This window comes from Trinickia sp. NRRL B-1857 (genome assembly GCF_050470685.1).
Classification (GTDB): Bacteria; Pseudomonadota; Gammaproteobacteria; order Burkholderiales; family Burkholderiaceae; genus Trinickia.
In genome coordinates this window covers 2365344-2377872 of the sequence record NZ_JBFLUK010000001.1, presented here as the reverse complement: position 1 = coordinate 2377872, position 12529 = coordinate 2365344, and the positions used below count along the sequence as shown (strand labels likewise).

12 protein-coding genes and 1 riboswitch are annotated in these 12529 nt (G+C 63.2%); of the genes, 8 read left to right on the top strand and 4 right to left on the bottom strand.

Translation table 11 applies throughout. The annotated features are described in order from the left end of the window. Positions 1–22: 22 nt before the first annotated feature. Positions 23–1729, bottom strand: coding sequence for an isovaleryl-CoA dehydrogenase (locus AB1286_RS10580; protein WP_430363240.1), 1707 nt, complete (start codon positions 1727–1729; stop codon positions 23–25). A 347-nt stretch (positions 1730–2076) separates the two neighbouring features. Here AB1286_RS10580 and AB1286_RS10575 point away from each other — a divergent pair, with 347 nt between their 5' ends. Further along, on the top strand, positions 2077–3741 hold the full coding sequence (locus AB1286_RS10575) for a GMC family oxidoreductase (protein ID WP_430363239.1): 1665 nt from the start codon (positions 2077–2079) through the stop codon (positions 3739–3741). On the opposite strand, the gene AB1286_RS10570 is transcribed toward AB1286_RS10575, so the two are convergent. Then, positions 3696–4640, bottom strand: a complete 945-nt coding sequence (locus tag AB1286_RS10570) for a LysR substrate-binding domain-containing protein (RefSeq protein WP_430363238.1) — start codon at positions 4638–4640, stop codon at positions 3696–3698. The genes AB1286_RS10575 and AB1286_RS10570 overlap by 46 nt on opposite strands. A 111-nt stretch (positions 4641–4751) precedes the next feature. Here AB1286_RS10570 and AB1286_RS10565 point away from each other — a divergent pair, with 111 nt between their 5' ends. Continuing rightward, the gene (locus tag AB1286_RS10565; protein ID WP_430363237.1) at positions 4752–5183 is read left to right on the top strand and encodes a CidA/LrgA family protein; all 432 of its coding nucleotides are present in this window, start codon (positions 4752–4754) and stop codon (positions 5181–5183) included. A 45-nt stretch (positions 5184–5228) separates the two neighbouring features. Beyond that, positions 5229–5957 carry an LrgB family protein gene (locus AB1286_RS10560; protein WP_430363236.1) on the top strand — a complete coding sequence of 243 codons (729 nt, stop codon included), beginning with the start codon at positions 5229–5231 and terminating at the stop codon, positions 5955–5957. A 47-nt stretch (positions 5958–6004) separates the two neighbouring features. Here AB1286_RS10560 and AB1286_RS10555 read toward each other — a convergent pair whose 3' ends face one another. Beyond that, the gene (locus tag AB1286_RS10555; protein WP_430363235.1) at positions 6005–6862 is read right to left on the bottom strand and encodes a hypothetical protein; all 858 of its coding nucleotides are present in this window, start codon (positions 6860–6862) and stop codon (positions 6005–6007) included. A 71-nt stretch (positions 6863–6933) separates the two neighbouring features. Continuing rightward, a riboswitch (S-adenosyl-L-homocysteine riboswitch) is annotated at positions 6934–7054 on the top strand. Positions 7055–7089: 35 nt separating this feature from the next. Between AB1286_RS10555 and ahcY the strand changes: the two genes are divergently transcribed. The 5 genes from ahcY to AB1286_RS10530 all read left to right on the top strand — a co-directional run bounded on the left by ahcY (position 7090) and on the right by AB1286_RS10530 (position 10590). Beyond that, positions 7090–8511 (top strand): adenosylhomocysteinase, encoded by a 1422-nt coding sequence (gene ahcY / locus AB1286_RS10550; RefSeq protein ID WP_430363234.1) that lies wholly within the window; start codon positions 7090–7092, stop codon positions 8509–8511. A 176-nt stretch (positions 8512–8687) separates the two neighbouring features. Continuing rightward, entirely contained in the window at positions 8688–9041 is a 354-nt protein-coding gene (locus AB1286_RS10545; protein ID WP_430363233.1) for a phage holin family protein, read from the top strand. Positions 9042–9090: 49 nt separating this feature from the next. After that, the gene (gene metF, locus AB1286_RS10540) at positions 9091–9924 is read left to right on the top strand and encodes a methylenetetrahydrofolate reductase [NAD(P)H] (RefSeq protein ID WP_430363232.1); all 834 of its coding nucleotides are present in this window, start codon (positions 9091–9093) and stop codon (positions 9922–9924) included. Between the two features lie 61 nt (positions 9925–9985). Then, positions 9986–10267, top strand: a complete 282-nt coding sequence (locus tag AB1286_RS10535) for a type II toxin-antitoxin system RelE/ParE family toxin (protein ID WP_430363231.1) — start codon at positions 9986–9988, stop codon at positions 10265–10267. A gap of 20 nt (positions 10268–10287) precedes the next feature. Then, a complete protein-coding gene (locus AB1286_RS10530; RefSeq protein ID WP_430363230.1) occupies positions 10288–10590 on the top strand; it encodes a HigA family addiction module antitoxin in 303 nt (100 codons plus the stop codon). Between the two features lie 116 nt (positions 10591–10706). Here the strand turns inward: AB1286_RS10530 and ggt are convergent, their stop codons facing one another. Then, positions 10707–12482, bottom strand: a complete 1776-nt coding sequence (ggt, locus tag AB1286_RS10525) for a gamma-glutamyltransferase (protein ID WP_430363229.1) — start codon at positions 12480–12482, stop codon at positions 10707–10709. Positions 12483–12529: the final 47 nt, after the last annotated feature.

Below are 12529 nucleotides of genomic sequence, written 5' to 3'. Positions count from 1 at the left end.
TCGCGTCGAATGCGCGGTCGATTCAGAACTGCAATGCGTGCGCGACGATCGCGCCGTGATCGAACATAGCGGGCAACGTGCCGTAGACGCGCCCGCCTCCGAGCCCCGCCCCGGAATCGGCCAACCGCGTGGCGATGAATGCTTGGGCATGCTCGTCGGGCGCACCGCGCATCAACAAGATCGCCTGCGCGCACAGCACCAACTGTTGGGTAATGCGACGCGCCGCCGCTTCGCGTTCGTGAGGCTGAGCGGCAAGCGAGGCGGCGAGCGAATCGAGCGCGTTGACGAGTGTGGGGGCGCCCTGTGCGTCGGCTCGCCATTGCGTCAGCAGCGCCGATGCACCCTGTGGGTCGCGTTCGATCGCGCGGAGCACGTCCAGACACATGACGTTGCCGGAGCCCTCCCAGATCGAGTTGACCGGCGCTTCCCGATAAAAGCGCGCCATCGGTCCTTCTTCGACATAACCGTTACCGCCCCACACCTCCATCGCTTCGCCGGTGAATTCGAGCGCGCGCTTGCAGACCCAAAATTTCGCGGCCGGCGTAACGATGCGGCGCCAAGCGCGCTCGACGTCGGCTTCGGCCGCGCCGGTACGTTCGGCGGCGAGATGCGCGTCGAAGGCGCGCGCGAGACGCATGAACAATACGGTCGCCGCCTCGCTCTCGAGTGCGAGATCGGCCAGCACGTTGCGCATGAGCGGTTGATCGACGAGTCGCCGCGAGAACGCCACGCGATGACGCGCGTGATGAATCGCCTGGACCAGCGCGGCACGCTGAAGCGCCGCACTGCCGATGACGCAATCGAGGCGCGTGTAGTTCGCCATCTCGATGATCGTCGGCACGCCGCGTCCTTCGTCGCCGATCATGATGCCGTAGGCGTCGAGAAACTCGACTTCGCTGCTCGCGTTCGAGCGATTGCCGAGTTTGTCTTTCAAACGTTGGACGCGAACCGCATTGCGCGCACCGTCGGGCGTATAGCGCGGCACGTAGAAGCACGAGATGGGCGCATCGGCGCTCGTGCGGGCGAGCACGAGATGCGCGTCGCATTGCGGCGCGGAAAAGAACCATTTGTGACCGACGAGGCGATACGCGGCGCCGCGCCCCGATTCGGCGCCGAGCGCGCTCGCGCGCGTTTGGTTCGTGCGTACGTCCGAGCCGCCTTGCTTTTCCGTCATCCCCATGCCGACCATCATCGAGCGCTTGCTCGCGAGCGGGGCATCGCTCGGATCGTGATCGCGCGCGTAGAGTTTCTCGGCGATTTGCGCGAACAGCGCTTGCTCGCGTCGCAGCACCGGGACGCTCGCAAAGGTCATCGTCAGCGGACAGAGCGATCCCGATTCGAGCTGCGCATGCAGGAAGTAGCCGGCGCAGCGGGCCGCCATCGCGCCGGCGCGGGGCGTGTCGAACGGCAGCGCATGCAACCCTTCCTTACGCAAAAGGGCCAGCAACCGATGCCAGCTCGGATGAAACTCGAGCGTGTCGACGCGCTCTCCGCGCGGACTGAAGGTCGTGAGCTCGGGCTCATGGCGATTCGCCGCGGCGGCGAGCGCGAGGATCTCGGGCTCGCCCAATACGGCGCCGTCGCTTGCGAGCGCACTCGCGTGCCAGGCAGCGCCCTCGCGTTCGACGGCGGCGCTCAGCGTTGCATCCACCGTATAGAGGTTGTAGCGTTCGAGCGGTGGGACTTGATTCGTCACTTCGTGCGTGGCCGATGGGGCCTGGGGTTCCATAAGGCGTGTCTCCAACTGGGCGCTCGGTCCCCGCCGATCCTCGGCGCGATTCCGATTCCAGATGTTTCTCGGCGGCTTATTTCGGCTCTGCGTTTGAGATGCTGCGTGCAAACCGCGAGCGTTCTGGCTTGAAGGGGCTGTAGCTGTTCGAACCGCACGCGCGAAGGCCGCGTGCGCCTGCCTATCTAGCCTAATGATAGGTTCGCGCGGCGTGCCTGGTTTAGAGGAATAGCTCTGCCTCGGAGCGCGCGCAGGCCTGGCTAAGCTCCCTACAATGCGCCAAAACACGAGAACGCCGGTCGATGGGACATGCTGCATGTTCCGACCACAGGGTGATGGAGGGACGCATGCAATACGACTACGTCATAGTCGGCGGCGGTTCGGGCGGTGCGGCGCTAGCAGGCAGGCTCGCCAAGCAATGCCCCGACGCGCGCATCGCATTGATCGAAGCGGGACCGCATACGGCCCGCAATTGGCTTGTGAATACGCCGCTCGGCATTGCGGCGCTCGTACCGTTCAAGTTGAAGACGAACTACGGCTATCGCACGGCGCCGCAACCCGGGCTCGCCGGTCGACGCGGCTATCAGCCGCGCGGACGCGCTCTGGGCGGCTCGAGCGCGATCAACGCGATGATCTACACGCGCGGCCATCCCCTCGATTACGACGAATGGGCGAGCCTAGGCTGCACGGGCTGGGGCTGGTCCGACGTCCTACCGTACTTTCGCCGCGCGGAAGACAACGCGCGCGGCGCTGACGAATGGCATGGCACGGGTGGCCCGCTCAGCGTGTCCGATTTGCGATTTCGCAATCCGATCTCCACGCGTTTCGTTGCCGCGGCGATCGAAGCCGGATATCGCCCGAACGACGACTTCAACGGGGCCGATCAGGAAGGCGTGGGGTTTTATCAAGTGACCCAGCGCGACGGGCGACGTTGCAGCGTTGCCCGCGCTTATTTGTATGAAGCTGGCCCCGAGCGCTCGGGGCCGCCCGCGAATGTCGATACGATCGTCGACGCTTGCGCGCTGCGCGTGCTGTTCGACGGTGCGCGTCGCGCGACCGGCGTCGAAATCATGCGCGCCGGCCGGATCGCCACGCTGACGGCACGTGCCGAAGTCATACTCGCCGCCGGCGCGTTCGGGTCGCCGCAGTTGCTGATGTGTTCCGGCATCGGCCCGGCCGACACCCTGCGCGCGTTCGGCGTGCCGCTCGTGCACGAGTCGCCCGATGTGGGGCGCAATCTGATCGATCACGTCGATTTCACGTTGAACGTGCGCGTGGCGAGTACGGAGCCGGTCGGCTATTCGCTGCGCGGTTTCGCTAAGATGACTGCGCAATTGCCCGCGTTCTTGCGCCGCGGCGAGGGTATGTGGTCGAGCAACGTCGCCGAGGCCGGCGGTTTTTTAAAGAGTCGCGCGCCACTCGATCGGCCCGATCTGCAACTGCATTTTTGCGCGGCACTCGTCGACGATCACAGCCGGCGCATGCACTGGGGCCACGGCTACTCGGTTCACGTCTGCGTATTGCGGCCCAAGAGCCGCGGGACCGTTTCGCTTGCCAGTGCCGATGCGCGTGTGGCGCCGCGCATCGATCCGCGTTTCTTTTCCGATCCTGACGATATGCAGACGTTGATCGCCGGCGTGCGCGTCGCGCAGCGCATCGTGGCCGCGCCGGCGCTCGCCGCGTACGGCGGACGCACGCTCTACGTACCGTCGCATGCAACCGATGCCGAGCTGTCCGAGGCGATCGCCCGCCACGCCGATACGATCTATCACCCTGTGGGCACCTGCCGAATGGGCGGCGATGCGCACGCCGTCGTGGATCCCCAATTGTGCGTGCGCGGCGTGACGGGCTTGCGCGTGGTGGATGCATCGGTGATGCCGACGCTGATCGGCGGCAACACGAACGCGCCGACCGTCATGATCGCCGAGCGTGCCGCGGACTTCATCGTGGCGGCGCGCGGCGGCGCTCAATCGTTCGTGGGGGCGCCGCCCGAGTTGTCGGAGCGCGTGTAGACGAAGTCGTCGCCCGGCTGTCCGGGCAGCGTCTCGCGTGCGACGTCGAGCCAGGCACGCGCCGCATGCGAGAGATAGCCGCTCTTGCGCCAAGCGATCGCCATTTCCCAGCGGATTTCCGGCTGAATCACGGGCCGGCACGTAAAGTACGTCGGATCGAGCCGCCGGCAGTAGGGTGCCGGCAGCAGCGCGATCCCGACGCCCGCGCGCACGAGTGCGGCCATGAAGTCCCAATGGCTGCTGCGCGAAACGATTTGCGGCGTGAAGCCCGCATCGCGGCAGGCGCGCGTGACGACATCGTTGAGCGCGAGACTTTCCCCGTAGTAGACGAACGGTTCGGCAGCGAGGTCGGCAAGCTGCACTTGGCGCACGCCGTCGAAGCGCGAGCCATGCGGCGCCACGACCCACAACAGTTGCAACGACATCGGCAAGACGTCGAATACCTGCGGATCGACGGGCAAAAGGACGCCGCCGAACTCGAGTTCCCCCGCCAGCAAGGCCGCTTCGATGGCGCGCGAGCCTTGTTCGAACAGCTTCAGCTCGATCTTCGGATAGCGGCGGCGGAAGGCCGCGATGATGGGCGTGAACAGCGAGCCGCCCATCGGTGGGATGCCGATCGTCAACGCGCCACGGCCCAACGTGCCGACGTCGTCAAGCTCAGCCTGCAACTGCGCATAGGCCGCGAGTACCTCCTGGCCGCGCTGATAGACGATGCGGCCCTCGTCGGTCAACACCATCTGGCGGCCCTCGCGCAGCAGGAGCGGCGCGCCGATCTCTTCCTCCAGCGCCTTGACCATTTTGCTGATGGTGGGCTGCGTGACGAACATGTGCTCGGCCGCCAGCGTGAAACTCTGCTGTCGAACCACCTCGACGAAATAGCGCAGCGCGCGTAGCTCCATGACGATCCCCCGATAGTTCCAAATTGGAATGCCGGCGATGAGTTTAAGTCATTTTATTTATGGCGCCAGGCTTCTTACAATTTCGATGTGGAGTCAATAGGGAGTTTTGCCATGAGCACGAAATCGATCGAACGTCTCGGCCAAGTGGGCCGCATCGCGGGGCAAAGCGCGTTGCTGGCCGTGCTGTGGCTCGGAGCCGATTTCGCGGCTCGGCATCTCGGGCTGCCGATCCCCGGCGGCGTCATCGGCTTGGCCGCGCTGCTCGTGCTGCTGTTCACGGGCGGGGTTGCGCCCCGATGGGTCAAGGCCGGGGCCGATTGGCTGCTGTCCGACATGTTGCTGTTTTTCGTGCCGGCGGCCGTTGCGGTGGTGCAGTACGGCGGCCTTTTCAAGTCCGATGGCTGGCGGCTCGCGCTTGTCGTCGTGGGCGGCACGCTCGCGGTGATGGTGGCGGTGGCCTTCACCGTCGACCAAGCGGCACGGCTCGAGCGCGTCATTGCGATGCGCCGCGCCCGCGCCATCCGTCTCGCATCGGCCGCTTGAGCGTCCGCGCGATGACTTCGCGATCCCATAGCGAGGAGTGAGTCGATGTCTGTTTCGTCCGTTCTTTCCTGGCCGGCGGCCGAGCTGCGGCCGCAATGGATCGCCGCGGCTTGCTTCGTATTGACGATCGTCTTCTACGCGATCGGAAAGCGTTTGTACGCACGGTTCAAGCAACCGTGGCTGACGCCGCTCGTCATCGTGCCGGCGATGCTCGCCGTCGTGGTGCTCGCCATGCACATCCCCTATTCGGTCTACTTTGCGGATACACGCTGGCTCATGTGGCTTTTGGGGCCGGCCACGGTTGCTTTCGCCGTGCCGATTTACGAGTACCGAGAACTCATGCGCCGGCATTGGATCTCGCTCGCGGCCGGCGTCACGGTGGGGATCGTCGTGGCCGTGATCGGCTCGTTCGCGCTCGCCAAGCTATTGCACCTCGAGCCCGATGTCGCGCGCAGCTTGATCACGCGTTCGGTCTCGACGCCGTTCGCTCTTGCCGTATCCGATCAGATTCATGCGCCGCGCCAGCTCACTGCGCTGTTCGTGATCGCCACCGGCGTGTGCGGCATGCTGCTCGGCGAGCTTGTGCTCGCGTTCTTGCCGCTGCGCAGCCGCCTTGCGCGGGGGGCGATGTTCGGCGCCGCCGCGCACGGCGTGGGCACCGCGAAGGCGCGCGAACTCGGTAGCGAGGAAGGCGTCGTGGCGAGCCTGACGATGATGATCGCGGGCGTCGTCATGGTATTGCTCGCCCCGTTGCTTGGCGCGACGTTCGGGTAGGGCTGGCGCGTATTGCTCAGCGCAGTTGTACTCGGGGCCTGCTTACGTCACCAGCGGTCTTCCTTCGGCAGCATGCGCGTGAAGATGCCTGCGTCGCGCGCCTTTGCACGCGTATAGAGCCCCGCCGCCGGCGCGATGTTCGCGTAAAGGGCCTCGCGCGTGACGCTGGGGAGCGCGACCCCGTCGTGCCGTTCCGGCGTGCGGGGCACGTCGCACGTGAGATCGGCGACGGGGATGCGCACCCCGCCCGATGGCGTTTGCGGTCCGTTTAACGTGTAGCGCCCGTCCGCATAGCCGATGCCTACACCGTTTTGACCCTGCGCGTAGATCCACCAGCGTCCGTCCTCGAATTTGAGAAACGCGAAGCCGCGTGTTTGTTCGCGCCCGCACAGCGTTTTACAAGCCGTGCATGCCGCGGAGTAGTCGCTGAACGTTAGGGCGGCCGCGAGCCCCAAGCCGTGGCGGTGTCCCGCCGGATTGAGGTATTCGTTCGCGAGGTGCGCGCGGCTGGCTTGAGCGTGGTAGACGCGGTAGTGATGGCGATCGATCTGATCGATCAGAAGCGAGCATCCGCTGAAGTCGGGTGTAAAAACATAGTGCGAACGCATCGCGAAGCGCGGAATGACGCACGAGCCCCCTTGCGGGACCCAATACCCGTTCAGCGGTTCGTCGTCGGCGCTCGTGGCGTCCCATGCAGCGAGCCGCGCGATTTTGTATCCACTCGCGATTTGATGATGCAAATCGAACTGCCTGGGCCCGGCCGGGATCCTCGGGATCGCGACGGCCGTCATGAAGTGCTCTTTAAGGTATCCCCTCGTCTGTGCGTTGAAAAAGCGATTCCAATTGCTCGACATATCGTCCAAGGCCGCAAGCTTCGATGCGCGTAGTGTGAACGTGGCGGGCACCGGCAGCCATGCGAAAACTCTCGTTGCGATCGAGGCATGGTTCGCTCTGCGATTTTTGATACAATCTATGCGTTTTCGAGGAGCGTTGCGACGGATCATTCCGCCAGGCTCGGAAACTTCAATAGGACGGCAAGCCTTTTGCGTGAATGAAAACGCGGGCGTGCCAGCTCCATCGAACGGCGCTCACGTCTATATTTTCTAGAAACTCAATAGAAAAGGAGGGCGTGATGAACGCCGCAGTTATCGATTCGAAACAAAGCCAAGATTTTCTCGTTGCCGACCTGTCGCTGGCCGAATGGGGTCGCAAGGAACTGACGATCGCCGAGACCGAAATGCCGGGTCTCATGCAAATTCGCGAGGAGTTCAAGGCCGCGCAGCCGCTTAAGGGCGCGCGCATCGCCGGCTCGCTGCACATGACGATCCAGACGGGCGTGCTGATCGAGACGCTCGAGGCGCTCGGCGCCGACGTACGTTGGGCCTCGTGCAACATCTTCTCCACGCAAGACCACGCCGCGGCGGCGATCGCCAAGTCGGGCACGCCCGTGTTCGCGTTCAAGGGCGAATCGCTCGACGAGTACTGGGAGTTCTCGCACCGCATCTTCGAATGGCCGAACGGCGAGTTCGCGAACATGATTCTCGACGACGGCGGCGACGCAACGCTGTTGCTGATCTTGGGTTCGAAGGCCGAGAAGGATCGCTCCGTCATCGCCAAGCCGACGAACGAAGAAGAAGTCGCGCTGTTCAAGTCGATCGAACGCCACCTCGAGATCGACGGTTCGTGGTACTCGAAGCGTCTGTCGCAAATCAAGGGCGTGACCGAAGAAACCACGACGGGCGTGCATCGTCTGTATCAAATGGAAAAGGACGGCCGCCTGCCGTTCCCGGCGATCAACGTCAACGACTCGGTGACGAAGTCGAAGTTCGACAACCTCTATGGCTGCCGCGAATCGCTCGTCGACGGCATCAAGCGCGCGACCGACGTCATGATCGCGGGCAAGGTCGCGGTCGTGGCCGGTTACGGCGATGTGGGCAAGGGCTGCGCGCAATCGCTGCGCGGGCTCGGCGCGACGGTGTGGGTCACGGAAATCGATCCGATCTGCGCGTTGCAAGCCGCGATGGAAGGCTACCGCGTCGTCACGATGGAATACGCGGCCGATAAAGCCGACATCTTCGTCACGGCGACCGGCAACTACCATGTGATCGGCCACGACCACATGAAGGCGATGCGTAACAACGCGATCGTCTGCAACATCGGTCACTTCGATTCGGAAATCGACGTGGCATCGACGCGCCAATACACGTGGGAAAACATCAAGCCGCAGGTCGACCACATCGTGTTCCCCGACGGCAAGCGCATCATCTTGCTGGCTGAAGGGCGTCTCGTGAACCTGGGCTGCGCCACGGGCCACCCCTCGTTCGTGATGTCGAACTCGTTCGCGAACCAAACGCTGGCTCAGATCGAGCTGTTCACGCGCGGCGGCGAGTACGGCAACAAGGTGTATGTGCTGCCCAAGCACCTCGACGAGAAGGTCGCGCGTTTGCACCTCGCACGCATCGGTGTGAATCTGACCGAGTTGTCGGATGCGCAAGCAAGCTACATCGGTGTCGAGAAAAACGGTCCGTTCAAGCCGAATCACTACCGTTATTGATCGGGCGAACGGACACGGGCGTCTCGCGCCCGTGTCCGCCGGCGGGCTAGAAAGGCGGCGTTGCGATGGCCAACGCCGCCTTGTTTACAATTGCAATACCGAGCTGCGGCCGCGCGATCTCGCTTTGCCGCCGATTGACCGATAACAAATCGACCACTACGCCGAAGGAACCCGTTATGACCGTGCTGCTGACTTGGATTATCAACGCGCTCGCGCTTTTGATCATCACGTACCTCGTGCCGTCGATCCATATCCGCAGCTTCGGTACGGCGCTGATCATCGCGCTCGTGCTCGGCCTCATCAATGCCGTGATCCGGCCCGTGCTGGTCGTGTTGACGTTGCCTGTCACGATCGTCACGCTGGGCTTGTTCATCTTGGTCGTGAACGCCTTGTGTTTCTGGCTTGCGGCATCGCTGCTGAAGGGCTTCGAGGTGTCGGGTTTTTGGTCGGCGTTCTTCGGTTCGATCTTGTACAGCATCGTGTCGTGGCTGCTTTCGGCGCTGATCTTCGGCAATCGTAGTTTAGGCTGAGGGCGGCGCGAACTTATCGCGGCTCGGTCCCATACCGGATCACCGGACCATGAATCCCATCGAAATCTCGTTCGAATTTTTTCCGCCGAAGACGCCCGACGGCGTCGAGAAGCTGCGCGCCGCACGCGTGCAGTTGGCGCAGCTCAAGCCGAAGTTCGTCTCCGTGACCTTCGGCGCGGGCGGCTCGACGCAGCAGGGCACGCTCGATACCGTCCTCGAGATGGCCAAGGACGGCGTCGAGGCCGCACCTCACTTGTCGTGCATCGGCTCGTCGAAGGAAAGCCTGCGTGCGATCTTGGAGCGTTATCGCTCGAACGGCATCCGCCACATTGTCGCGTTGCGCGGCGATCTGCCCTCGGGCATGGGCGAAGTGGGCGAGTTGCGCTACGCGTCGGAGCTCGTTGCGTTCATCCGAGCCGAGTACGGCGACTGGTTCCACATCGAAGTGGCGGCATACCCGGAGTATCACCCGCAGGCACGTTCGCCCAAGCACGACCTCGAGAATTTTGCACGTAAGGTGAAGGCGGGCGCGAACGCGGCAATTACGCAGTATTTCTACAATGCCGATGCGTATTTCCGTTTCGTCGACGATGCACGCAAGCTCGGCGTCGACGTACCGATCGTGCCTGGCATCATGCCGATCACGAACTACTCGCAGTTGATGCGTTTTTCGGAAATGTGCGGAGCGGAAGTGCCGCGCTGGATCGCCAAGCGGTTGGAGAGCTTCGGCGACGATCGGGAAGCGATTCGCGCTTTCGGGATCGATGTCGTCACGCAGCTATGCGAGCGGCTCGTGAAGGAGGGCGCGCCCGGGTTGCATTTCTATACGCTCAATGCCGCCACCGCGACTAAGGCGATTTGCGAGCGGTTGACCGGACGGTAACCCGCAAGCGAACTTATCGGTTCATTTCCCCGGCGCCCGTTTCCATGCGGGCTTCCGGGTATTGCTCGTTCCTCGCCTAACTTTCCCAACTGTCGATCCAATAAATGGGCGTCGCCGATTTGCGCTATGTGAGTTCTTGCGTAACGGTCGAGGCCAGTGTTTTGACGTCCACGAGATCGGCTCGATATCGTTGATCGACCGAGGGAACGAGCCTGACCAGTTGGAGGCGCTGAAGGGAGATCGGGGCGGTCAGTACAGCATTCGCGTCAACGGGCAGTGGCGTGTCGGCTTTGGATTTGCCGGCGGCAATGCCACGGACGTTGAAATCGTCGACTACCATTAACTCATCACCAGGAGAAATACATGGCTCGGGAAATTCCGCTAGCAACGCCTGGCGAGATCTTGGCTATCGAGTGGCTTGAGCCGATGGGCGTTTCGCAGTACGCTCTAGCCAAGGCAATCGGCGTGCCGGCACGTCGGATCAACGAAATCATCAAGCACGGGCGAGCGATCACGGCCGATACGGCCGTGCGGTTGGGCGCTTTCTTCGGAGTAGACCCGCAAAGCTGGATGAACCTTCAGACACACTACGACACCGAGAGGGCAAAGGAGCGGATCGGTGCGGAAAAGATTGCGGAAATTCGGCTGCACGCCATAGCGGCCTGATTGCAAGCAAAGACGCGCAACGCCTCACCGCTTCCGGCGTTCATAGCATCCGCACAAAAAAAGCCCGCTGAGCGACGCCAGCGGGCTTTGCGAAATGCCGATGTTCGGCCTTCGCATTAATACCCCAACGCTTCCCCCGCCGGCCGCCGCTCGTCGTTCGCGCCGTAGAAATACCCCACGCGCACCTTACCGCCCACCGACGAATCGTTCCCCGAGCTTTGCGACCCATCCGCCGCCAAACCGGGCAACCCGACTTCGACCAACTCGGCCGCGCCCCAAGGCGTTTGCTGCACCATCTTGTAGCCTTCGCCAGCAAGAATCTTCAGCGTATCCGCCGACACCCCATACGGCTCGTAGTACACGACGTCCGGCAGCCATTGCTCATGAATACGCGCGGCATCGACGGCTTCTTGCGGTTCCATGCCGTAATCGATGATGTCGATCGCCGTTTCGAGCGTTGTCGTAATGATGCGCGAGCCGCCCGGCGAGCCGATCACGAGAAACACCTTGCCGTCTTTCGTGACGATCGTCGGCGCCATCGACGAAAGCGGCCGTTTGCCCGGTGCGATCGCATTGTTCGGGCCTTGCACGAGACCGAACATGTTCTGTGCGCCGACCTTCGACGTAAAGTCGTCCATTTCGTCGTTCAGGAAGAAGCCCGTGCCGGGCGCCATGACCACGGCACCGAAGCGGCCGTTGACGGTGTAGGTCGTCGACACGGCATTGCCGTCTTTGTCGACGATCGAATAATGCGTCGTCTCCTTTTTCTCGGGCAGCGACGCGGCATCGGCCAAGTCCATCGAAGGCGTCGCTTTGTCTGCGGGAATCGACGCGCGGATCTGCGCCGCGTACGACTTGCTAAGCAACTGATCGAGCGGGTTATTCACGAACGCCGGATCGCCGAGCTTCGTATTGCGGTCGGCGTAGGCATGGCGCATCGATTCGGCCATGTAGTGCACCGCCTGCGCCGAATGCCAGCCGAAGCCCTTGAGGTCATAGCCCTCGAGCGTATTCAAGATTTCGCACATCGTCGTACCGCCCGAGCTCGGCGGCGGCGCGGAGATGAACGTATAGCCGTGATAGTCGCAACTCACCGGCGTCATCTCCGTTGCACGATAGTTCGCGAAATCGGCCACGGTCAGCAGGCCGCCGTTTGCCTTCGAAGCCGTTTCGATCGCTTGCGGAATCTTGCCTTTGTAGAACGCATCGGGACCGCGTTTCGCGATCGCCTCGAGCGTATTGGCCAAATCTTTCTGCACGAGCCGATCGCCGGGTTGCAGCGGCGTGCCGTCCTTGCGCAGGAAAATCCGCGCGATGCCGGGATCGTCCTTGAATCGCTTGACGGTCGTATCGAGGATGTCGGTATCGGCGCGCGTCAGCACGAACCCTTCGCGGGCGAGGCGAATCGCCGGTGCCATCACCTGTTCGCGCGTGAGGCGTCCGTATTTGCGCTGCGCGAGGTCCATGCCCATCACCGTGCCCGGTACGCCGACGGCGCCGTAGCCGTACAAGCTCGCGCCCTTCTTCACGTTGCCTTGCTCGTCGAGGTACATGTTCGCGGTGGCCGCGGCCGGTGCCGTCTCGCGGAAATTGATGAACGTGTCGCGACCGTCGGCGAGATGCAGCGTCATGAAACCGCCGCCGCCGATGTTGCCGCAACACGGATTGACCACCGCTTGCGCATAGCCGACGGCGACCGCCGCATCGATCGCATTGCCGCCCATCTTCAGAATGTCGACGCCGACTTGCGAGGCCAGATGCTGCGACGTGACGACCATGCCATGACGCGCTTCGACGGCAGGCCGGGAGGCAGCGTCAGCGACGGCGGAAATCGCGCTTGTTGCGATTAGCGCGGCGGTGAGTGCGGCAAGCAGGGGGGTATCTTTCTTCATGATGATCTTCGCTGTGAGGTCCTGTGTCGTGGGAGGAATAGGCGGCT

What these genes read in the sequence shown, in the direction of transcription:
- AB1286_RS10580 (WP_430363240.1), bottom strand. Translation starts at nt 1,729, where the DNA reads ATGGAACCCCAGGCCCCATCGGCCACGCACGAAGTGACGAATCAAGTC.
- AB1286_RS10575 (WP_430363239.1), top strand. Translation starts at nt 2,077, where the DNA reads ATGCAATACGACTACGTCATAGTCGGCGGCGGTTCGGGCGGTGCGGCG.
- AB1286_RS10570 (WP_430363238.1), bottom strand. Translation starts at nt 4,640, where the DNA reads ATGGAGCTACGCGCGCTGCGCTATTTCGTCGAGGTGGTTCGACAGCAG.
- AB1286_RS10565 (WP_430363237.1), top strand. Translation starts at nt 4,752, where the DNA reads ATGAGCACGAAATCGATCGAACGTCTCGGCCAAGTGGGCCGCATCGCG.
- AB1286_RS10560 (WP_430363236.1), top strand. Translation starts at nt 5,229, where the DNA reads ATGTCTGTTTCGTCCGTTCTTTCCTGGCCGGCGGCCGAGCTGCGGCCG.
- ahcY (WP_430363234.1), top strand. Translation starts at nt 7,090, where the DNA reads ATGAACGCCGCAGTTATCGATTCGAAACAAAGCCAAGATTTTCTCGTT.
- AB1286_RS10545 (WP_430363233.1), top strand. Translation starts at nt 8,688, where the DNA reads ATGACCGTGCTGCTGACTTGGATTATCAACGCGCTCGCGCTTTTGATC.
- metF (WP_430363232.1), top strand. Translation starts at nt 9,091, where the DNA reads ATGAATCCCATCGAAATCTCGTTCGAATTTTTTCCGCCGAAGACGCCC.
- AB1286_RS10530 (WP_430363230.1), top strand. Translation starts at nt 10,288, where the DNA reads ATGGCTCGGGAAATTCCGCTAGCAACGCCTGGCGAGATCTTGGCTATC.
- ggt (WP_430363229.1), bottom strand. Translation starts at nt 12,482, where the DNA reads ATGAAGAAAGATACCCCCCTGCTTGCCGCACTCACCGCCGCGCTAATC.